Raw genomic sequence first — 19,681 nt, 5'->3', positions numbered from 1 at the left:
TTACCTTTCGGTAACCCCTTTTCATGTTTGGCGGAAGCGTAGAGATTCGAACTCTAGAACCCTTTCGGGTCGCCGGTTTTCAAGACCGGTGCCTTCAACCGCTCGGCCACGCTTCCAATGAGGCGCACTATAAACATCCCGAACGGACCTGTAAAGCACCAATGTGTTCGTTTGCCTGAAAAACAGCCAAAATGTTGTTAATCGACTGAAATAACAACAAATTGACCATTTATTCAGCACGAATACCGGCTATAGCGCTTAATGTTTTTTGATGTACATATCTTTGGTGTAGTAATTTCCCCGGTTATCCGGCGCAAATCCCCCCACCCACGGCTTCACCAGATGCGTGCGGACATAGTGGTAAACCGGAATCGCGGGCACATCCTCACCTAAAAGGTCTTCAGCCTGCTGATAGTATTTGCCGCGTTCTTCCAGTGAACTTGCTTTTGCCGCATTACGCATCGCTTCATCAAAGGCGGGGTTACTGTACTTGGTGGTGTTCTCGCTATCACCGGTCCGGAAGATATTGAGGAAACTTGAGGCATCATCATAGTCGGCTATCCACGCATAGCGCACGACGTCAAAATTACCGGTGTGCATAGTGTCCAGCATGGTTTTCCATTCCTGGTTTTGCAGCTTCGCCTCGACGCCAAGGTTTTTCTTCCACATCGACGATGCGGCAATCGCAATACGCTGGTGCGTTTCGAAGGTGTTGTAGAGCAGATTCAAGCTAAGCGGATGCTCAGGACCAAAACCGGCTTCAGCCAGCAGTTTTTTGGCTTCAGCAATACGTTTTTCGAGCGGCCATGACGCATACTCCGGCGCATGCAGTTTCACCCCACCTATTTCCGGCTGGCTGATAACCCACGCTGCTCGCTGCCCCTGCCCCATCACCTTTTTCGCAATGATGTCTTTATCCAACGCCATATTCAGCGCCCGGCGCACGCGCGGATCATTAAACGGCGTGCGGGTTGTATTGAACTGATAGTAATACGTTGAAAGCTGAGGCGAGACATGCAGTTCATCCCCCATTGTTTTTTTCAGTTGCGCGAACTGGTTAACCGGTACGCTATACACAATGTCGATTTCACCGGCCTTATAGCGATTTACGTCAGCCGACTCTGAGCTAATAGGCAAATAAGTAACTTTATTAATAACCGTATGCCGATCGTCCCAATAATGTGGGTTACGCTCGGCAACGATGCGCTCATTAACCACCCACTGCGATAATTTGTACGGCCCGCTGCTGACAAAATGCTCTGGCCTGGTCCACTTATCGCCAAAACGACCTATCAACACTTTATCCAGCGGGACCAGAGATGGATGCGCCAGCATCGCCAGAAACGCCGCCGTCGGTTGCGTCAGGGTAATTTCCAGGGTGGTATCATCCAGGGCTTTGACTCCCAGCGTGGCGGGATCTTTTTTCCCCTGGGCAATATCAACCGCGTTCGCAACGTGCATGTTGCCCAGATACGAAGCATAAGGTGAAGCCGTTTGCGGCGAAACCAGACGCTGCCAGCTCCAGACGACATCCTGTGCGGTAATAGCAGATCCATCTGACCAGGTTATGCCCGGGCGTAAATGGAAGGTCCAGACAGTGTTGCCTTTATTCTCCCAGGACGCGGCTAGACGGGGTTCGATAGACCCATCCTGCTTGACAGCAACCAGACCGTCGAACATATCGCTGATTAAATTAAACTCAACGTTGCTTTCAACTTTATGCGGATCCAGAGATGCCGGCTCACTGCCGTTGTTTCTGACCAGTTCCTGTTTTTCTGCCAGTAGTGTTCCTGCGGGAACATTTGCCGCCCTCGCCGCGCCGTTTATAGACATCAAACAGACAGCCAACAGCGTAAACGTCAATATCTTCGATTTATGTTGAATCATTCCCTTTACCTTATTGCTCTGTTTTATGTAGACACCGCTGTCACTGTCAGAGAGATTCAGGAATAACGCAATATTTTTCAGTTACCTGGTAGATAGCGATCTGACATTTTTGCACATACAGTGCTAACATCTAATTCGGGAACTTTTGTTGAAATAATATGCTTAAGTTTGGCGGGCTAAAATGCGTAAAGATGGGTAAAACCGCTGTGTCATTCCCCTTGATTTCATTATCCTCCATCATTAATTACATCTGTCATAAGAGAGTGACTCATGGATCGTATTATTAGTTCTTCGCGCGAGCGTACATCGCTACTCAGCACGCATAAGGTGCTGCGCAATACCTATTTCCTGCTCAGCCTGACGCTGGCGTTTTCAGCGATCACTGCGACCGCCAGTACCGTACTGATGTTACCTTCTCCGGGACTTATCCTGACGCTGGTGGGTATGTATGGTCTGATGTTCCTGACCTATAAAACGGCAGATAAACCGGTTGGTATTTTGTCAGCGTTCGCCTTCACTGGCTTCCTGGGCTACATCTTGGGACCGATGCTGAATACATACCTGTCCGCAGGCATGGGTGATGTTATCGCCATGGCGCTGGGCGGTACGGCACTGGTCTTCTTCAGCTGCTCGGCCTATGTGCTGACCACGCGTAAAGATATGTCCTTCCTCGGCGGTATGCTGATGGCGGGTGTTGTAGTGGTGTTGATTGGTATGGTTGCCAATATCTTCCTGCAACTGCCAGCATTACATCTAGCAATCAGCGCGGTGTTCATTCTGATTTCTTCAGGCGCAATCCTGTTTGAAACCAGCAATATCATCCGCGGCGGTGAAACCAACTATATTCGTGCCACCGTTAGCCTGTATGTTTCGCTGTACAACATCTTCGTCAGCCTGCTGAGTATTCTGGGCTTCGCCAGCCGCGATTAAGATGTCCACACGCATTATCCAGCCCCGCTTATGCGGGGCTTTCTTTTTTGGTAAACTGCCGCCAGTTTGACTAACGCAGTGACGAATTATGTTGATCTTTGAAGGTAAAGAAATCAGTACCGATAGCGAAGGCTATCTGAAAGATACCACGCTGTGGAGCGAGGCGCTGGCGGAGAGAATCGCCGAAAACGAAGGCATTACGCTCTCCGCGGAACACTGGGAAGTGGTGCGTTTTGTCCGCGAGTTTTATCTGGAGTTTAATACCTCCCCCGCTATCCGCATGCTGGTAAAAGCGATGGCCAACAAGTTTGGCGAAGAGAAAGGCAACAGCCGTTATCTCTACCGCCTGTTCCCGAAAGGTCCGGCCAAGCAGGCAACTAAAATTGCCGGCCTGCCGAAACCGGTGAAATGTATTTAATAGCGGATACTAAATCCCTTTAGCTCGTCGCCAGGACGATGTGGTTCACTAAGAACCCGGTCAACCCTGGCGCTGCTCGGCCCCCCGGCTTTCAACCACTTCATCAGTTGTTCAACCCGCTCGCTTTCACCGCAGGCGACAACCTCTACGCTGCCGTCATCCATATTCTTCGCGTAGCCGGTCAACCCCAGCCGTTGTGCTTCATGCTGGGTGGTGTAGCGAAATCCTACCCCCTGAACCCGGCCATAGACCCAGGCGATTACGCAGACTTTCGACATTGCGGTTCTCCTTATTAACGTAAATGAAGGAACAGTTACCGAGGCCTCAGCGCACCTGTTTCGGCAGGCATCCGTAATGCTGGCGAAATCTTGCGGTAAATCGAGAACCTGACAAATAGCCACAGCGTAACGCAATTTCGCCAATCGGCAGCGTGGTCGACTGTAGTTGAGAGAGCGCACAGGACATTCGCACCTCCTCGACTATCTGCCGGTAACTCTGCGATTCCATCTGTAATCGTCTGCGTAACGTCGAGGTACCGATAGACAGGCGACCAGCAATCTCTTGAGCTGTCCATAGCTTAGCAGGGGATAACATAATTAGTTGCCGCACCTGTTCAGTAAGATTAAACCGTCGCTCGATAAGCAGAGGCCCTGCCACACCATCATGCAGTAGCGCCAGCAATAATCCCATCGCCTGATGCTCCTGCAGTTTTGCAGGTAAGTCCTGGCGTACTGCATCCAGCAGGCTTTCCCACATAAAAGCCAGTCCGTTGCTCATTGGCGTACATAGCGACGTCAATTTTGCCGGAGGGAAATCCTCGACCCAGTTATTTTTAAACGCGGTAATGATGCTCGTCGATAGCAACAACAAATCCGAGCGAAATACTCCCTGTTCCGGCTGATTAATAATCTCCAGAGGCGTATTCGCCGGGATGATAATCATCTCACCCGGTCCTGCGACCAGACGATTTTCATCCTGAATAATGACCTTACTTCCCTGCGTAATATGGCAAATAGCAGCAGAAAACAGTTTAACCCGATGCAAGTGGTGCAGATGGCCGGAACGCACCTCAGCGGTGGTAAGGTTGTTATGGCGAAAATGTACATCCTGCACCAGAGTATCCTCTTTATTTTCTTGCGTAAGTGGCGGTTAATTCAGCTTTAGCAATCACGTGGCTGTTCAGCATAAAACCGACTAGGGCACCGCTGGCGTTACTGTCAATTGGCAACTCGTCTGTATTTAACGCCCACACGGTAAACTGATAGCGATGAGGTTTATCGCCCGGCGGTGGACAGGCGCCACCGAATCCAGCATAACCGAAATCATTGCGTCCCTGAACTGCTCCAGCGGGTAACTTATCCATGCTGGCCCCGCCAGGAAGAGTGTGGATCTGAGCAGGAATATTTACGACGGTCCAGTGCCACCAGCCGCTTCCCGTTGGCGCATCAGGATCAAACAGCGTAATGGCAAAACTTTTGGCATCAACTGGCGGATTTTGCCAGCTCAGTTGCGGGGAGATATTGTCGCCACTGCAGCCAAATCCCTTAAACACCTGTTTTTGCGTTAACTTCAGGTTAGCGGGTATGTCGGTGCTGTTGAGGCGAAACGTCGAGGCGGCAGAGGTATTAAAACTCAACGCAACAATGGCGGCGGTAGCCAGAAAGTAGACAGCTTTCATTGCATTTCCTTTTTCTGATTAAGAAATAGCAATGTAAACGGTGGGCATAAAAGAAACTGTGCCTCTGTGATAGAGTTTTGTGCCGAAACGCTCAACGCCATACCCTGATGATTGACCTCACCATCTGTGCTACTCTACGCGCCATTTTATTTTAATGGTTTCAGGTTGGTACTTTACTCCAGCCCGCGTCACTGTTTGTGAGAGGTTGCTCCGCATGACTGAATCTACAATTCCACATTATCCTCGTTTAGTGTTAGCCAAAGGGCGCGAAAAATCATTACTGCGCCGCCATCCGTGGGTATTTTCCGGTGCTGTCGCACGTATGGAAGGTAAAGCCAACCTCGGTGAAACCATCGATATTGTTGACCATCAGGGTAAATGGTTAGCACGCGGCGCGTACTCACCCGCGTCGCAGATCCGTGCACGCGTCTGGACATTCGACAAGTCTGAGTCCATCGATATTGATTTCTTCACCCGTCGTCTACAACAAGCGCAAACATGGCGTGACTGGCTGGCGAAAAAAGACGGTCTGGACAGTTACCGTCTGATCGCCGGAGAATCCGATGGCCTGCCGGGCATCACCATTGACCGCTTCGGCAACTTCCTGGTGTTGCAGTTGCTCAGTGCGGGGGCTGAATACCAACGCGCCGCGCTGATTAGCGCTCTGCAAATTGTTTTCCCGGACTGCGCCATTTATGACCGTAGCGATGTGGCCGTACGGAAAAAAGAAGGTATGGAGCTGACTCAAGGGCCAGTAACGGGTGAGCTTCCGCCAGCCCTGCTGCCGATTGAAGAGCACGGAATGAAGCTGCTGGTTGATATTCAGCATGGTCACAAAACCGGCTATTACCTCGATCAACGCGACAGCCGCCTGGCCACGCGTCGTTATGTGGAAAATCAGCGTGTACTGAACTGTTTCTCTTATACCGGCGGCTTTGCGGTCTCAGCATTAATGGGCGGATGCCGTCAGGTCGTCAGCGTTGACACCTCTCAGGAAGCGCTCGATATTGCCCGCCAGAACGTGGAACTGAACAAGCTGGATCTGAGCAAAGCTGAGTTCGTGCGTGATGATGTGTTCAAACTTCTGCGTGCTTATCGCGATCGTAGTGAGAAATTCGACGTCATCGTGATGGATCCGCCGAAATTTGTCGAAAACAAAAGCCAGTTGATGGGTGCCTGCCGCGGCTATAAGGACATCAATATGCTGGCTATTCAGTTGCTCAATCCGGGCGGCGTGCTGCTGACTTTCTCCTGCTCTGGGCTAATGACCACCGATTTATTTCAGAAAATCATCGCTGATGCCGCAATAGATGCTGGTCGTGATGTACAATTTATAGAGCAGTTCCGTCAGGCCGCCGATCACCCGGTGATCGCTACCTACCCGGAAGGGCTGTATCTGAAAGGGTTTGCCTGTCGCATCATGTAACTTGAAAAGTGGAATATTACCCTTACATAAAGGGTATCTATTTCCCGGGAGGTGACTATGATTGCCAGCAAATTCGGTATCGGCCAGCAGGTCCGCCATTCCCTGTTAGGTTACCTCGGAGTGGTCGTGGATATCGACCCGGAATATTCGCTTGATCAACCGTCAGCCGATGAGTTGGCGGTTAACGACGAACTTCGCGCCGCTCCCTGGTATCACGTGGTGATGGAAGACGATAATGGTCTGCCAGTGCATACGTATCTGGCCGAAGCACAGCTGAGTAGTGAGCTACAGGAAGAACATCCGGAGCAACCGTCGATGGATGAACTGGCGCGAACAATTCGAAAACAGCTTCAGGCCCCGCGCCTGCGCAATTGATGCTAATACAGGCCCGATGGCGATTCGCTAATCGGGCCTGAGCGTTTTGTTCGGCTACAGATCAGCCTTACTTCGCCAGTCCCAGCCGCGGGATCTCAATCGCCGGGCAGCGATCCATCACCACCGTCATCCCTGCATCGCGAGCCAGCACGGCTGCCTGCTCGTTAATCACGCCGAGCTGCATCCATAGGGTCTTCGCTCCGATGGCAATTGCCTCCTGAGCAACACCCCACGCCGCTTCAGAATTACGGAAGACATCTACCATATCCACTTTCTCTGGCACATCTGCCAGCGTCGCATAGCCCTGCTGCCCCAGCAGCGTTTTTCCGGCAACCTTCGGTGAAACAGGAATAACGTGATAACCCTGATCGAGTAAATATTTCATCACCCGATAGCTTGGACGATCGAGTTTATCGCTTGCCCCCACCAGCGCAATCGTACGGGTCGTTGTCAAAATGCCAGCAATATCGGTCTCTTTCATCGTTTTCCTCCAGGCTGTTTAGCAAAGTGTACGACAAACCTGCCCCCGCAACCATTCATCCCATACTGGCGCATGAGAGCTAAACTCAAAAATATGTCTATATGTTAGTAAACATGATTATCGAAAAATTTAGATACATCTTATACAGATATTTTCTGGACAGGAGAAACCTATGAAAGCCGGCATTGTGACAGCCTTGATTGCCCTATGTTTGCCGGTAACCGTTTTTGCTACCTCTTTACGTCTGTCTAATGATATTGACCTTCTGGTACTGGACGGAAAAAAAGTCTCCAGCTCATTACTGCGTGGTGCCGACAGTATTGAGCTGGAAAATGGTCGGCACCAGCTCGTGTTTCGCGTAGAAAAAACCATTCGCCTGTCCAGCCACGAAGAACGTCTGTATATTTCGCCTCCGTTGGTCATCAGCTTTGATACCCAACTCGTCAGTCAGGTTAATTTCCACCTCCCACGTCTGAGCAACGAGCGGGATGCAACGCATTTTGATGATGCCCCGCGCGTAGAACTGCTGGATGGGGACTCCATGCCTATACCGGTTAAGCTGGATATTCTGTCAATCACGTCCACCGCAAAAATCGTAGATTATGAAATGGAAACAGAGCGCTATAACAAAGCGGCTAAGCATGCGTCTTTACCGCAATTTGCCACAATGATGGCCGATGACAGTTCGCTGCTTTCCGGGGTGTCTGAACTGGATCGCGTGCCGCCTCAGTCGCAAACACTGACCGAACAGCGCTTAAAATATTGGTTTCAACAGGCTGACGCACAAACGCGAAGTAACTTCTTACAATGGGCGGAGAAACAACCCCCATCGTGACATTTATGTTCGTATACGCATTTTTTTTGTCTTTCTCTTGCAGCGTCAAGTGCTTCCAGTACTCTGTAACAAGGTTAACTTGGGAGCTGTACTATGGAATTAACGACTCGCACATTGCCAGCGCAGAAACATATTGCGTTGGTCGCACACGATCACTGCAAAAAGATGTTGATGAGCTGGGTTGAACGCCACCAGCCATTACTGGAAAAACACGTTCTGTATGCTACAGGAACAACAGGAAACTTAATTCAACGCGCGACAGGAATGGACGTCAACGCCATGCTGAGCGGCCCGATGGGGGGTGACCAGCAGGTGGGTGCGCTGATTTCAGAAGGGAAAATTGATGTGCTGATTTTCTTCTGGGATCCGCTCAACGCCGTTCCCCACGATCCTGATGTTAAAGCCCTGCTACGTCTGGCCACAGTCTGGAACATTCCAGTCGCCACCAACGTGTCAACGGCTGATTTTATTATCCAGTCGCCAAACTTCAACGACGCAACGGATATCTTGATCCCGGATTACGCCCGTTATCTGGCAGAACGCCTCAAATAAACGCTAAGCAGGCGGTAATTGCCGCCTGCTTTTCAGGGTTTCCGGGTCACCGGAACGTCTAATTGCTTAAGCTCATCAACAAAGCATGATGGCGCGTCTTTGCTAAACAGTAGCCATACCCGATGCCGCGCACGCGTTAGCGCCACATACAGCAACCGTCTCTCTTCTGCATCAGGAAAATCTTCAACAGCCGGGAGTAACGCCTCTTCCATAATCGACTCGCGAGCCGGAGCCGGGAAACCGTCATTCCCTTCATGAAGTCCCATAACAATGACGTAATCCGCCTGCTGCCCTTTGCTGGCATGAATAGTCATAAAATCCAGCTGCAGCTTGGGCCAGCGGGTGGCCGCTTTGTCCAGGCTGGCAGGTTTGAGATGATGGTATCGCGCCAGCACCAGAATTCTCTCTTCGGCTTTTACAAAACCCGACAGCTTATCCAGCAACAGATCTAACTGGCTTTCGTCGAGCAACGTGACGGCTTTTTTATCACCGGTCGCCAGACTGTTCAGCGGTTTTGTGAGCTGGTGTGGGTTTTGTTGGATAAACTGGTTTGCGACTTCGCCAATACGGCTATTAAAACGGTAAGTCGTATCCAGATTACAGCTATCGCCCTCACCAAAATTTTGCTGGAATGCGGTTGTCAGAGAAAGCTGTGCTCCGCTGAACCGGTAAATGGCCTGCCAGTCATCTCCCACGGCAAACAGCGTAGTCTGCGAGTTTTGCTTACGCAAGGCGGCTAACAGGGCGGCGCGCTGAGGGGAAATATCCTGAAATTCATCGACCAGAATATGTTTCCACGGACTGATAAACCGCCCCTTCTCCAGAATGACAATAGCCTGATGGATCAACCCGGAGAAATCGACGGCATTCTCATCCTTCAGGGCACTCTTCCAGGCCTTGAGCAGCGGCGCCATTAGCTTTATGCGTTTACTGAACAGATCACGGATCTCCTCCGGAGCATTAGCAATCATCTCCGCCTGTGCTCCGCCATGCATACGCATCAAACTAACCCAGCGATCCAACCGGGAAGCCAGACAGCGCTGTAATTTTTCGTCATCCCAGAAGTTACCTTCGGGTACAGACCACTGCATTTCTTCTTCTAACCATTGTCGCCAGCCTTTAGCCTGAGCCTTTTTCTCACTGCACTGCTGACGCCAGGTTGTTATAAAGAGTTTGTTGCGCGCGATAGCATCATTTTCCAGCTTGCTCACCGTTGGAACTTTTTTGCTACCTTGCGAAATAATGTGCAACGCCAGTGAATGGAACGTCCGTGCGGTGACCTCATCCGTATGCAGACGCTCACGGATGCGGTCATCCATCTCCTGGGCGGCTTTGCGTCCAAACGCCAGCAACAGGATTTGTTCTGGTGCGGCTTCTCCTCGTGCAAGCAACCAACCAGCCCGAGCAACCAACACAGATGTTTTACCGCTTCCAGCACCTGCAAGTACCAACAATGATTGCTCACCGTTCACCACCGCGCGCGCCTGAGCAGGGTTCAACGGCGAAGATTCAACATGCTGGAAAAACTCGGCATACTCTTCCAACATTGCATCGGTGTACGCCTGATTGTGCTGTAAGCGACAGGCTTCAATGTCTTTCAACCATGCCTGGCATTGACGTAACGCCTCCCGGCAATTTTCAAATTCCTCCAGCCGATTAACCGGGAGCGGTAACGCGGCAAAGGCACGGCGAATCTGCTGCTGCAGCCCTGACGTTTGTTCGCGCGTCAGCCATTTACTTTCACTAGTACGCGCCGCTATCGCATCCAACTGCTGCTGTAAAACCCCCGCAGCAACGTCACTCATTTCCTGGCTCCACTGTTGCCAGAGTGCATTTAAATGATGATGGAAGCGCTGGGTTTCCGCCCACTCTGTACCGTGAAGACGAACCACCTTCTCATCCGGGAGTACAAACTCCAGCTCGCCCCATACCAGGCCGCGTTTGCAATGAATAGCCAGTAACTGATTGAAGGGAATAAGATACTCGTGACGATCGCCGGAAACTTTAATCCCGGCATTGAGAATAACGGCCCGATCGTAAGGGTGTTGTGCCAGACGTTTTCCAAGAGAAGTTGCTTTCAGTTCCATAAGACTCAAGCGGATCCACACGAAGAGGTTTGCTTATCAGTGTAACCGCCAGAGAAAACGTGCTCCAGCCCAAAAAAACGTTACAATTGCCGAATTCACAGAAAACCAGAGTTAACCGAGGGTTTATGCGTACTGTTCTGAATATTTTAAATTTTGTGCTTGGGGGGTTCGCCACCACCCTGGCCTGGTTACTGGCAACGCTGGTCAGTGTCGTGCTTATTTTTACTTTACCCTTGACCCGTTCATGCTGGGAGATAACCCGACTTTCGCTGTTTCCCTATGGTAACGAAGCGATTCATGTCGATGAACTGAATCCGGCCGGTAAAAGCGTCCTGTTAAATACCGGCGGCACCGTGCTCAATATTTTCTGGCTGATTTTCTTCGGCTGGTGGTTGTGCCTGATGCACATTATCTCTGGTATTGCTCAGTGCATTACGATTATTGGTATTCCGGTTGGCATTGCAAACTTTAAAATCGCTGCCATTGCGCTCTGGCCGGTGGGTCGCCGGGTGGTTTCAGTAGAAGTTGCCCGTGCAGCGCGTGAAGCCAATGCACGTCGTCGTTTTGAATAATCAGGACCGATGGCCTTTATGTTAAGTCCTCTGCTCAAACGCTATACCTGGAACAGCACCTGGCTGTACTACGTGCGGATTTTTATCGCGCTATGCGGCACAACGGCGCTACCCTGGTGGCTGGGTGACGTCAAGCTGACTATCCCACTCACGCTGGGTATGGTCGCTGCCGCACTTACCGATCTGGACGATCGTCTCGCAGGCCGACTGCGCAATTTAATCATCACACTGGTGTGCTTTTTTATTGCCTCGGCCTCCGTTGAGCTGCTCTTCCCATGGCCATGGCTGTTTGCTATTGGGTTAACGCTTTCCACCAGCGGCTTTATTCTGCTGGGGGGATTAGGCCAGCGCTATGCAACTATTGCTTTTGGTGCATTGCTGATCGCCATTTACACGATGCTGGGCACCTCGCTTTACGATCAGTGGTATCAACAACCCATCCTGCTGCTCGCTGGCGCTATCTGGTATAACCTGCTGACGCTCACCGGTCATCTTCTGTTCCCCATCCGCCCCTTACAGGACAATCTGGCACGCAGCTACGAACAGTTAGCGCACTACCTGGAACTGAAATCGCGTCTTTTTGACCCCGACATAGAAGATGAAAGCCAGGCACCGTTGTATGATTTAGCTCTCGCGAATGGCCAACTGATGGCAACGCTGAATCAGACTAAAGTGTCGCTGCTGACCCGCCTGCGCGGTGACCGTGGACAACGGGGAACACGTCGCACGCTACATTACTATTTTGTGGCGCAGGATATTCATGAACGCGCAAGCTCTTCACACATTCAGTATCAAACGCTACGCGATCATTTCCGTCACAGCGATGTGATGTTCCGTTTCCAGCGGTTGATGTCGATGCAAGGACAAGCCTGTTCACAATTATCTCGCTGTATTTTATTGCGCACGCCTTACCAGCACGATCCGCACTTTGAGCGCGCCTTCACCCATATAGATGCCGCACTTGAGCGCATGCGTGCCAGTGGTGAACCTGCCGACCTGCTCAATACGCTGGGTTTTTTACTGTCAAACCTACGGGCAATCGACGCGCAGCTTGCTACCATAGAGTCTGAACAGGCTCAGGTACTCTCGCGCAATGAGTCTGAAAATCAGCTTGCCGATGACAGTCCCCATGGATTCAGTGATATCTGGTTACGCCTGAGCCGTAATTTCACCCCTGAGTCTGCTCTGTTTCGCCATGCCGTTCGCATGTCGTTAGTGCTCTGTGTTGGTTATGCCATTATCCAGATAACCGGCATGAATCACGGATACTGGATCTTGCTGACCAGCCTGTTTGTCTGTCAGCCAAACTACAACGCCACCCGACATCGCCTGGCGCTCAGGATTATCGGCACGTTGGTTGGGATTGCCATTGGTTTACCGATCCTGTGGTTTGTGCCCTCTCTCGAAGGGCAGCTGATACTCCTGGTGATCACAGGTGTACTGTTTTTTGCCTTTCGCAACGTCCAGTATGCACACGCCACCATGTTTATCACGCTGCTGGTGTTACTGTGCTTTAACCTGCTCGGCGAAGGCTTTGAGGTTGCACTGCCGCGTGTCATCGATACGCTAATTGGCTGTGCTATCGCCTGGGCTGCTGTCAGTTTCATCTGGCCAGACTGGCGTTTTCGTAACCTACCACGGGTAATTGAACGGGCGACTGACGCTAACTGCCGCTACCTTGATGCTATTCTCGAGCAATATCATCAGGGCCGTGATAATCGTCTGGCCTACCGTATCGCTCGCCGTGATGCGCATAATCGTGATGCTGAACTCGCCTCCGTGGTATCAAACATGTCGAGCGAGCCGGATGTCACGGCCCAAACCCGCGAAACGGCGTTCCGTTTACTGTGTCTCAACCATACGTTTACCAGCTATATTTCTGCGCTGGGCGCACATCGCGAACAGCTGACCAATCCAGACGTATTGGCATTGCTGGATGACGCTGTTTGCTATGTTGATGATGCCCTTCACCATCAACCCGCTGACGAGCAGCGTGTATATCAGGCGTTAGAAGGGCTGAAGCAGCGAATTCAGCACCTGGAACCACGCCCGGACAGTAAAGAGCCGCTGGTCGTTCAGCAAGTTGGGCTATTGATCGCCCTGCTCCCAGAGATCCGGCGATTACAGCAGCAAATTGACGTGCTGCCGTCTAATACCCCGGCTCCGGCGTAAGAGAACTTACCCACTCAACCAGCTCCTGGCGACGCGTCGCCGGGAGCGCGGCTTCATGTATCCCCCCTACCGCGCCTTCAAGGGCATAGAGTACTTTTACCGTCAGAGCCGGGTTATTTTGCCGAAGTTTCAGCCAGCACATTTGTGCTCCCAACGATCGCATGGTCCCCTCATCTTTAATTCCAGCTTCATTCAACAGAGTCTCCAGATGAAATGTCATATTCGGCAATTCCCGCAGACGATGCTGGGCAAAGCGACTCTGTTTTTCCTTAACCGCTGCATCCAACGAATATCGCGATAGCGACACCAACTGCTGCTGGTTTTGCCACAGGGCATCGTTCACCTGGTAATAATTAAGTACAAGAGGACGTCCGCGCTTAATAAATGTCAGCCAGACAGGAGAATTTTGTACACAATACTGGGCGCTCTGCTCACAGGCGCGAAGATACAGCTCACCATTAGCGACCATGGCAAAGACCGTATCGCCAACCGTCAGACTGTAGCCACCAAACAGTGAGCGATAGTGAATTGTCCCCAGAGAAGCCAGATATTCCTGCGATTTATAGATCCTTGCATAAGAAAGCTCTTTCATAAAAATCCTTTTTAAATCATAACGTAAGCAAATGATTTTCAGTAGCGGATCCGTTAATGACGAAAATAGGCAACTTATGCGTATGGGGCAAGATGAATTTTATTTTTCCCGTGACGACGACTAAAAAATGCGAACCTGTTTCCGAAAATAAGGTTGATCTTTGTTGATGGCAGGGTTACTGTATATCCATACAGTAACTCACAGGGCTGGATTGATTATGTACACTTCAGGCTATGCAAATCGTTCATCGTCGTTCTCTTCCACATCAAGCAACATTGCGCGCGTTTCATCAGAGAACGCAACCGCTGGGCTTATCAGTGAAGTTGTCTATCGCGAGGACCAGCCCATGATGACACAACTGCTGCTGCTTCCCCTGCTGCAACAGTTAGGGCAACAATCACGCTGGCAGTTGTGGCTGACGCCTCAGCAAAAATTAAGCCGGGAGTGGGTGCAGTCAGCTGGACTTCCATTGACGAAAGTCATGCAAATTAGTCAGCTCTCCCCCTGCAATACGCTGGAATCGATGATTCGTGCGCTGCGCACGGGTAATTACAGCGTCGTTATTGGCTGGCTGGCGGAAGAATTAACGGAAGATGAACATGCCGAACTGGTCAAAGCGGCTGATGAAGGTAATGCGATGGGTTTTATCATGCGTCCGGTTCGCGCCCAGACACTTGCGGGGAGACAGCATTCCGGGCTAAAAATTCACTCGAATTTGTATCATTGAGTAAAATTAGGATTTATCCTGGAATTTTTTTTCATCTCTCAATTTGCCTTTGAGCTGTAATGTGTTTTTCGTCTGAACGCCTGTCAGAAGCGGTTTTCAGGATATCCTCAGTACATTTATTCAGCTATAAATGTTAAATATTGTGTATACAAGCCTTTTTTTTTCATATGCCTGACGGACTTCACACTTGTAAGTTTTCAACTACGTTGTAGACTTTACATCGCCAGGGGTGCTCGGCGTAAGCCGCAGATATCGGTAGAGTAACTATTGAACTGGTCCCCGGGTGAAGGATTTAACCGTGTTATCTCTCTTCGGAGATATTCATGGCGAATTTTGGATGATAACGAGGCGCAAAAAATGAAAAAGACAGCTATCGCAATTGCAGTGGCACTGGCTGGTTTCGCTACCGTGGCGCAGGCCGCTCCGAAAGATAACACCTGGTACGCTGGTGCTAAAATGGGCTGGTCTCAGTACCATGATATTGGCAACAACCAGATCAATAACACCGGGCCTACCCACGAAAGCCAACTGGGTGCCGGTGCGTTCGGTGGTTATCAGGTTAACCCGTACGTTGGTTTCGAAATGGGTTATGACTGGTTAGGTCGTATGCCGTACAAAGGCACTGCCGACACTACCAATCAAAATGGCGCTTTCAAAGCTCAGGGCGTTCAGTTGACCGCTAAACTGGGTTACCCAATCACTGACGATCTGGACGTTTATACTCGTCTGGGTGGTATGGTTTGGCGTGCAGACGCTAAAAGCAGCAGCGGCTTCAAAGACCACGACACTGGTGTATCCCCAGTATTCGCTGGTGGCGTAGAGTATGCAATTACTCCTGAAATCGCTACCCGTCTGGAATACCAGTGGACCAACAACATCGGTGACGCGAACACCGTTGGTGGTCGTCCGGATAACGGTCTGTTGAGCGTTGGTGTTTCTTACCGTTTCGGTCAGCAGGAAGAAGCAGCTCCAGTAGTTGTTGCTCCGGCTCCGGCTCCAGAAGTACAGACCAAGCACTTCACTCTGAAGTCTGACGTTCTGTTCAACTTCAACAAAGCAACTCTGAAACCAGAAGGCCAGCAGGCTCTGGATCAGATGTACAGCCAGTTGAGCAACCTGGATCCGAAAGACGGTTCCGTAGTAGTTCTGGGCTTCACTGACCGTATCGGTTCTGACGCTTACAACCAGGCTCTGTCCGAGAAACGTGCTCAGTCCGTTGTTGATTACCTGATCTCTAAAGGTATTCCTTCTGACAAAATCTCTGCACGTGGCATGGGTGAATCCAACCCAGTTACTGGCAACACCTGTGACAACGTGAAAGCTCGCGCTGCACTGATCGACTGCCTGGCTCCGGATCGTCGTGTTGAGATCGAAGTTAAAGGCATCAAAGACGTTGTAACTCAGCCTCAGGCTTAAGTTATCGTCTTATAAAAAACCCCGCTATGCGGGGTTTTTTTTCATCTGTTTTCATCCAAAGTAAGCCACGCATTAAACCAGCCGACCGCTACTCTTTCCCCAGCAACGCCTGTAAATCCTGTTTCAATGTCGACATTTTGTTCGCGTACTTCTCTTTATGCTCTGCGTCTTCAATTAGCTGCACAATAGTTTCAGAAAGCGTTTTTCCGCGCCGCTGCGCAAGACCAGCCAGACGCTGCCAGACCATAAATTCCAGATCGATGGATTTCTTCCGGGTATGCTGATGCTCAGCATTAAAGTGCCGCTTGCGCCTGGCACGTATGGTTTGTTTCATACGATTAAGCAGCGCAGGATTCATGTGTTCTTCAATCCAGCTATTGACCCGAACCGGTTCATTTTCGAGGGTTAGCAATAAATCAACGGCTTCTTTGGCAGCGCTGGCCTCGACGTAACGGGTGATTAATTCCCCCTCACGATGCTTCTTCACCAGATACTTCCATTTCCAGCCGCTTTCAAGGTTTTCAAGTTGTTGATATTTCATTGCGATCTCAATGTTACCGTGTAACTCTTATCAGAATATCAGCTTTTTCGGCATCTGAAGAAAAGAATATCCAGCCTGTGAACTGCCGCGCGTCATCACAAGCGTTTCGCGGCGCTTTCCAGGTGTTTAGTGGTGAGGGTTACGGTATAATCTCGTTTTTTACAACAGACTAAAAAACATCAACTTTGACCATTACGAAACTTGCATGGCGTGATCTGGTTCCTGATACCGACAGTTATCAGGAAGTATTTGCACAGCCGCACGTCACTGACGACACCGACACCTTACTTAGTGATACTCAGCCACGTTTACAATTCGCGCTAGAGCAGCTTCTTCAGCACTGGACAACATCCTCATTCATGTTGGTAAAAGCACCGGAAGAGCTTGAGTATCTCAACCTTATTGCAAAGGCTGCACGTCCCTTGCACACGGATGCAGGAAGCCTGACTGGCGGTCATTACGACATCTCCGGTCACACTATTCGTTATCGTACAGCTGAGAAAGCGGAAGACAATTTTGCGACGTTGACGCAGGTGGTCAGCGCTGACTGGGCCGAAGCCGAACAACTGTTTGGCTGTCTGCGTCAGTTCAATGGCGAAATTACGCTGCAGCCAGGTCTGGTACATCAGGCCAATGGAGGTGTGCTGGTTATCTCATTGCGCACGCTGTTGGCCCAACCGCTGTTATGGATGCGCCTGAAAGCCATTGTCAGCCACGAGCGTTTTGATTGGGTAGCTTTTGATGAGTCTCGCCCGCTGCCTGTCTCCGTTCCGCCTATGCCGCTTAAACTGAAAGTGATTTTAGTCGGTGAGCGTGAATCGCTGGCGGATTTCCAGGACATGGAACCAGAGCTGGCTGAGCAGGCCATTTACAGCGAGTTTGAAGATAATCTGCAGATAGTGGATGCCGAAACCATGACGCAGTGGTGTCAATGGGTCACGCATACTGCTATGCGCAATAATTTGCCTTACCCCGCTCCTGATGCCTGGCAGGTTCTGATCCGTGAAGCCGTTCGCTATACCGGTGAACAGGATACATTGCCGCTTAACCCGCTGTGGATCACCCGACAGTTCAAAGAGGTGGCTCCGTTATGCGAGGGCGAAACCTGCAACGCTGAACAGTTCAGCCTGATGCTGGCTCAGCGCGAATGGCGTGAGGGATTCCTGGCTGAACGTATGCAGGATGAAATTCTGCAAGAGCAGATCCTTATCGAGACGGAAGGCGAGCGTATTGGCCAGATCAACGCCTTGTCGGTGATTGAGTTTCCGGGCCACCCACGCGCATTTGGCGAGCCTTCTCGTATCAGTTGCGTCGTGCATATTGGCGACGGCGAGTTTACGGATATTGAGCGCAAAGCCGAGCTTGGCGGAAATATTCATGCCAAGGGTATGATGATTATGCAGGCGTTCCTGATGTCGGAACTCCAGCTGGAGCAACAAATCCCCTTCTCTGCCTCGCTGACCTTTGAGCAATCTTACAGTGAGGTGGACGGTGACAGCGCGTCTATGGCAGAACTGTGCGCATTGATTAGCGCTCTCGCCGACGTTCCTGTAAATCAAAGTATCGCCATTACCGGTTCTGTCGATCAGTTTGGTCGGGCACAACCTGTCGGTGGTCTGAATGAGAAAATTGAAGGTTTCTTCACCATCTGCCAGCAGCGTGAGCTGACGGGCACGCAGGGCGTTATCATTCCTTCGGCTAACGTCAGACACCTCAGCCTGCAGCCTGCGCTGCTACAGGCCATAGAAGAAGAAAAATTCACTATCTGGGCGGTGGACGACGTGACCGATGCGCTGCCACTGTTGTTAAATCTGGTGTGGGATGGCGAAGGCCAGACAACGCTGATGCAAACCATTCAGGAGCGTATTGCCACGGCAACGCAACAGGAAGGTCGTCACCGTTTTCCATGGCCGCTACGTTGGCTGAACTGGATTATTCCGAACTGATCGGACTTGTTCAGCGTACACGTGTTAGCTATCCTGCGTGCTTCAATAAAATAAGGCTTACAGAGAACATGGTAGATAAACGCGAATCCTATACGAAAGAAGACCTTCTTGCCTCTGGTCGCGGTGAGCTGTTTGGCGCTAAAGGGCCACAACTGCCAGCACCAAGCATGCTGATGATGGACCGTGTCATCAAGATGACCGAAACCGGTGGCAACTTTGACAAAGGTTATGTTGAAGCTGAACTGGATATCAACCCGGACCTGTGGTTCTTCGGTTGTCACTTTATTGGCGATCCGGTAATGCCGGGCTGCCTGGGTCTCGACGCCATGTGGCAACTGGTTGGATTCTATCTCGGCTGGCTGGGCGGCGAAGGTAAAGGCCGTGCGCTGGGCGTAGGCGAAGTTAAATTCACCGGCCAGGTTCTGCCGACCGCGAAGAAAGTCACTTACCGCATTCACTTCAAGCGCATCGTTAACCGTCGCCTGATCATGGGCCTGGCAGATGGTGAAGTGCTGGTTGATGGTCGTCTGATCTACACCGCAAACGATCTGAAAGTGGGTCTGTTCCAGGACACTTCCGCGTTCTAATCCAGAACTGCGAAGCAGCCAGACATAAACGTTCCTACGTCTTATCTGGTGTGCAAAAAGGCGAAACCTCCGCTCTGCGGAGGTTTCTTTTATCTAAAGAGACAGAATCAGGCCATTAAAACCCTATCCCCCATGGCTTCTCGCCAGCCTCCCAGCCAGTATGACCTCTGATTCAGCGTCTGATAGGGACACATTTCTTTTGAGCGTCCGGCAATGCCGGCCTGATATCCACGTTGATGTGCCCGTTCCAGGCGATCTCGTTTTTGTCTCTTCATGCCTCGTTTCCCTCATTTTTGGGTCTGGTGGAAAAGAAAACAGTGATTACTAAGTGTGCAATCACACTAAACGAATACCCCTAAACATCAGGCTCGTCAATGCGCAAAATTCACGCCAGTGTCATATTTGTGAGCTACTCGCTAAATCATTTGTACAAAAATAGTCAGTCAGAACAGCTATCTC

Annotated in this window: 21 protein-coding genes and 1 tRNA gene; 12 read left to right on the top strand and 10 right to left on the bottom strand. The window is 50.8% G+C overall.

The genetic code is table 11. The features are described from left to right. Positions 1–28: 28 nt before the first annotated feature. Positions 29–116, bottom strand: a tRNA-Ser gene (locus FDW94_RS06245). 142 nt (positions 117–258) lie between these two features. Continuing rightward, positions 259–1,887, bottom strand: coding sequence for an ABC transporter substrate-binding protein (locus FDW94_RS06240; protein ID WP_137377307.1), 1,629 nt, complete (start codon positions 1,885–1,887; stop codon positions 259–261). 270 nt (positions 1,888–2,157) lie between these two features. Between FDW94_RS06240 and yccA the strand changes: the two genes are divergently transcribed. Further along, positions 2,158–2,817 carry an FtsH protease modulator YccA gene (gene yccA, locus FDW94_RS06235; RefSeq protein ID WP_008784297.1) on the top strand — a complete coding sequence of 220 codons (660 nt, stop codon included), beginning with the start codon at positions 2,158–2,160 and terminating at the stop codon, positions 2,815–2,817. A gap of 88 nt (positions 2,818–2,905) precedes the next feature. Continuing rightward, positions 2,906–3,235, top strand: a complete 330-nt coding sequence (gene tusE / locus FDW94_RS06230; RefSeq protein WP_008784296.1) for a sulfurtransferase TusE — start codon at positions 2,906–2,908, stop codon at positions 3,233–3,235. Here the strand turns inward: tusE and yccX are convergent. From yccX to FDW94_RS06215, 3 genes are read right to left on the bottom strand one after another with little or no spacing between them, the layout of a single operon-like run. Further along, the gene (gene yccX / locus FDW94_RS06225; RefSeq protein WP_137377306.1) at positions 3,232–3,513 is read right to left on the bottom strand and encodes an acylphosphatase; all 282 of its coding nucleotides are present in this window, start codon (positions 3,511–3,513) and stop codon (positions 3,232–3,234) included. The two genes, tusE and yccX, sit on opposite strands and share 4 nt — an antisense overlap. 46 nt (positions 3,514–3,559) lie before the next feature. Continuing rightward, the gene (locus FDW94_RS06220; protein ID WP_137377305.1) at positions 3,560–4,348 is read right to left on the bottom strand and encodes an AraC family transcriptional regulator; all 789 of its coding nucleotides are present in this window, start codon (positions 4,346–4,348) and stop codon (positions 3,560–3,562) included. 13 nt (positions 4,349–4,361) lie between these two features. Then, positions 4,362–4,913, bottom strand: coding sequence for a YbhB/YbcL family Raf kinase inhibitor-like protein (locus FDW94_RS06215; RefSeq protein ID WP_048227014.1), 552 nt, complete (start codon positions 4,911–4,913; stop codon positions 4,362–4,364). Between the two features lie 214 nt (positions 4,914–5,127). On the opposite strand from FDW94_RS06215, the gene rlmI reads away from it, so the two are divergent. Then, the gene (gene rlmI, locus FDW94_RS06210; RefSeq protein WP_137377304.1) at positions 5,128–6,339 is read left to right on the top strand and encodes a 23S rRNA (cytosine(1962)-C(5))-methyltransferase RlmI; all 1,212 of its coding nucleotides are present in this window, start codon (positions 5,128–5,130) and stop codon (positions 6,337–6,339) included. Between the two features lie 57 nt (positions 6,340–6,396). After that, positions 6,397–6,714, top strand: a complete 318-nt coding sequence (gene hspQ / locus FDW94_RS06205; RefSeq protein ID WP_003035905.1) for a heat shock protein HspQ — start codon at positions 6,397–6,399, stop codon at positions 6,712–6,714. Positions 6,715–6,781: 67 nt separating this feature from the next. Here the strand turns inward: hspQ and FDW94_RS06200 are convergent, their stop codons facing one another. Further along, the gene (locus tag FDW94_RS06200; protein WP_137377303.1) at positions 6,782–7,195 is read right to left on the bottom strand and encodes a CoA-binding protein; all 414 of its coding nucleotides are present in this window, start codon (positions 7,193–7,195) and stop codon (positions 6,782–6,784) included. Between the two features lie 172 nt (positions 7,196–7,367). On the opposite strand from FDW94_RS06200, the gene FDW94_RS06195 reads away from it, so the two are divergent. Continuing rightward, the gene (locus FDW94_RS06195) at positions 7,368–8,030 is read left to right on the top strand and encodes a DUF2057 family protein (protein ID WP_016149882.1); all 663 of its coding nucleotides are present in this window, start codon (positions 7,368–7,370) and stop codon (positions 8,028–8,030) included. A 93-nt stretch (positions 8,031–8,123) separates the two neighbouring features. Continuing rightward, a complete protein-coding gene (gene mgsA, locus FDW94_RS06190) occupies positions 8,124–8,582 on the top strand; it encodes a methylglyoxal synthase (protein ID WP_003035897.1) in 459 nt (152 codons plus the stop codon). A gap of 32 nt (positions 8,583–8,614) precedes the next feature. Here mgsA and helD read toward each other — a convergent pair whose 3' ends face one another. Next, positions 8,615–10,669 carry a DNA helicase IV gene (helD, locus tag FDW94_RS06185; RefSeq protein WP_137377302.1) on the bottom strand — a complete coding sequence of 685 codons (2,055 nt, stop codon included), beginning with the start codon at positions 10,667–10,669 and terminating at the stop codon, positions 8,615–8,617. A 125-nt stretch (positions 10,670–10,794) separates the two neighbouring features. Between helD and FDW94_RS06180 the strand changes: the two genes are divergently transcribed. Together FDW94_RS06180 and yccS are read left to right on the top strand one after the other, a co-directional pair. Continuing rightward, a complete protein-coding gene (locus tag FDW94_RS06180) occupies positions 10,795–11,241 on the top strand; it encodes a YccF domain-containing protein (RefSeq protein WP_003831998.1) in 447 nt (148 codons plus the stop codon). Positions 11,242–11,259: 18 nt separating this feature from the next. Beyond that, positions 11,260–13,413 (top strand): YccS family putative transporter, encoded by a 2,154-nt coding sequence (gene yccS, locus FDW94_RS06175; RefSeq protein WP_048236463.1) that lies wholly within the window; start codon positions 11,260–11,262, stop codon positions 13,411–13,413. Here yccS and FDW94_RS06170 read toward each other — a convergent pair. Further along, the gene (locus FDW94_RS06170; protein WP_003831996.1) at positions 13,391–14,005 is read right to left on the bottom strand and encodes a TfoX/Sxy family DNA transformation protein; all 615 of its coding nucleotides are present in this window, start codon (positions 14,003–14,005) and stop codon (positions 13,391–13,393) included. The genes yccS and FDW94_RS06170 overlap by 23 nt on opposite strands. 217 nt (positions 14,006–14,222) lie before the next feature. On the opposite strand from FDW94_RS06170, the gene sulA reads away from it, so the two are divergent. Then, the gene (gene sulA, locus FDW94_RS06165; protein WP_008784287.1) at positions 14,223–14,732 is read left to right on the top strand and encodes an SOS-induced cell division inhibitor SulA; all 510 of its coding nucleotides are present in this window, start codon (positions 14,223–14,225) and stop codon (positions 14,730–14,732) included. 357 nt (positions 14,733–15,089) lie between these two features. Next, positions 15,090–16,148, top strand: coding sequence for a porin OmpA (ompA, locus tag FDW94_RS06160; protein ID WP_137377301.1), 1,059 nt, complete (start codon positions 15,090–15,092; stop codon positions 16,146–16,148). 88 nt (positions 16,149–16,236) lie between these two features. Here the strand turns inward: ompA and matP are convergent, their stop codons facing one another. After that, positions 16,237–16,689, bottom strand: coding sequence for a macrodomain Ter protein MatP (gene matP, locus FDW94_RS06155; RefSeq protein WP_032942905.1), 453 nt, complete (start codon positions 16,687–16,689; stop codon positions 16,237–16,239). Positions 16,690–16,874: 185 nt separating this feature from the next. Between matP and FDW94_RS06150 the strand changes: the two genes are divergently transcribed. Beyond that, positions 16,875–18,635, top strand: coding sequence for a Lon protease family protein (locus tag FDW94_RS06150; protein ID WP_137377300.1), 1,761 nt, complete (start codon positions 16,875–16,877; stop codon positions 18,633–18,635). A gap of 68 nt (positions 18,636–18,703) precedes the next feature. Continuing rightward, complete coding sequence (fabA, locus tag FDW94_RS06145) at positions 18,704–19,222, top strand: bifunctional 3-hydroxydecanoyl-ACP dehydratase/trans-2-decenoyl-ACP isomerase (protein ID WP_003035875.1); 519 nt, start codon at positions 18,704–18,706, stop codon at positions 19,220–19,222. 107 nt (positions 19,223–19,329) lie between these two features. Here the strand turns inward: fabA and rmf are convergent, their stop codons facing one another. Next, positions 19,330–19,497, bottom strand: a complete 168-nt coding sequence (rmf, locus tag FDW94_RS06140; RefSeq protein WP_003035871.1) for a ribosome modulation factor — start codon at positions 19,495–19,497, stop codon at positions 19,330–19,332. Positions 19,498–19,681: the final 184 nt, after the last annotated feature.

The organism is Citrobacter sp. wls757 (genome assembly GCF_005280935.1).
GTDB classification, from domain to species: Bacteria; Pseudomonadota; Gammaproteobacteria; order Enterobacterales; family Enterobacteriaceae; genus Citrobacter; species Citrobacter portucalensis.
This window is presented reverse-complemented; position numbering and strand designations above follow the sequence as displayed.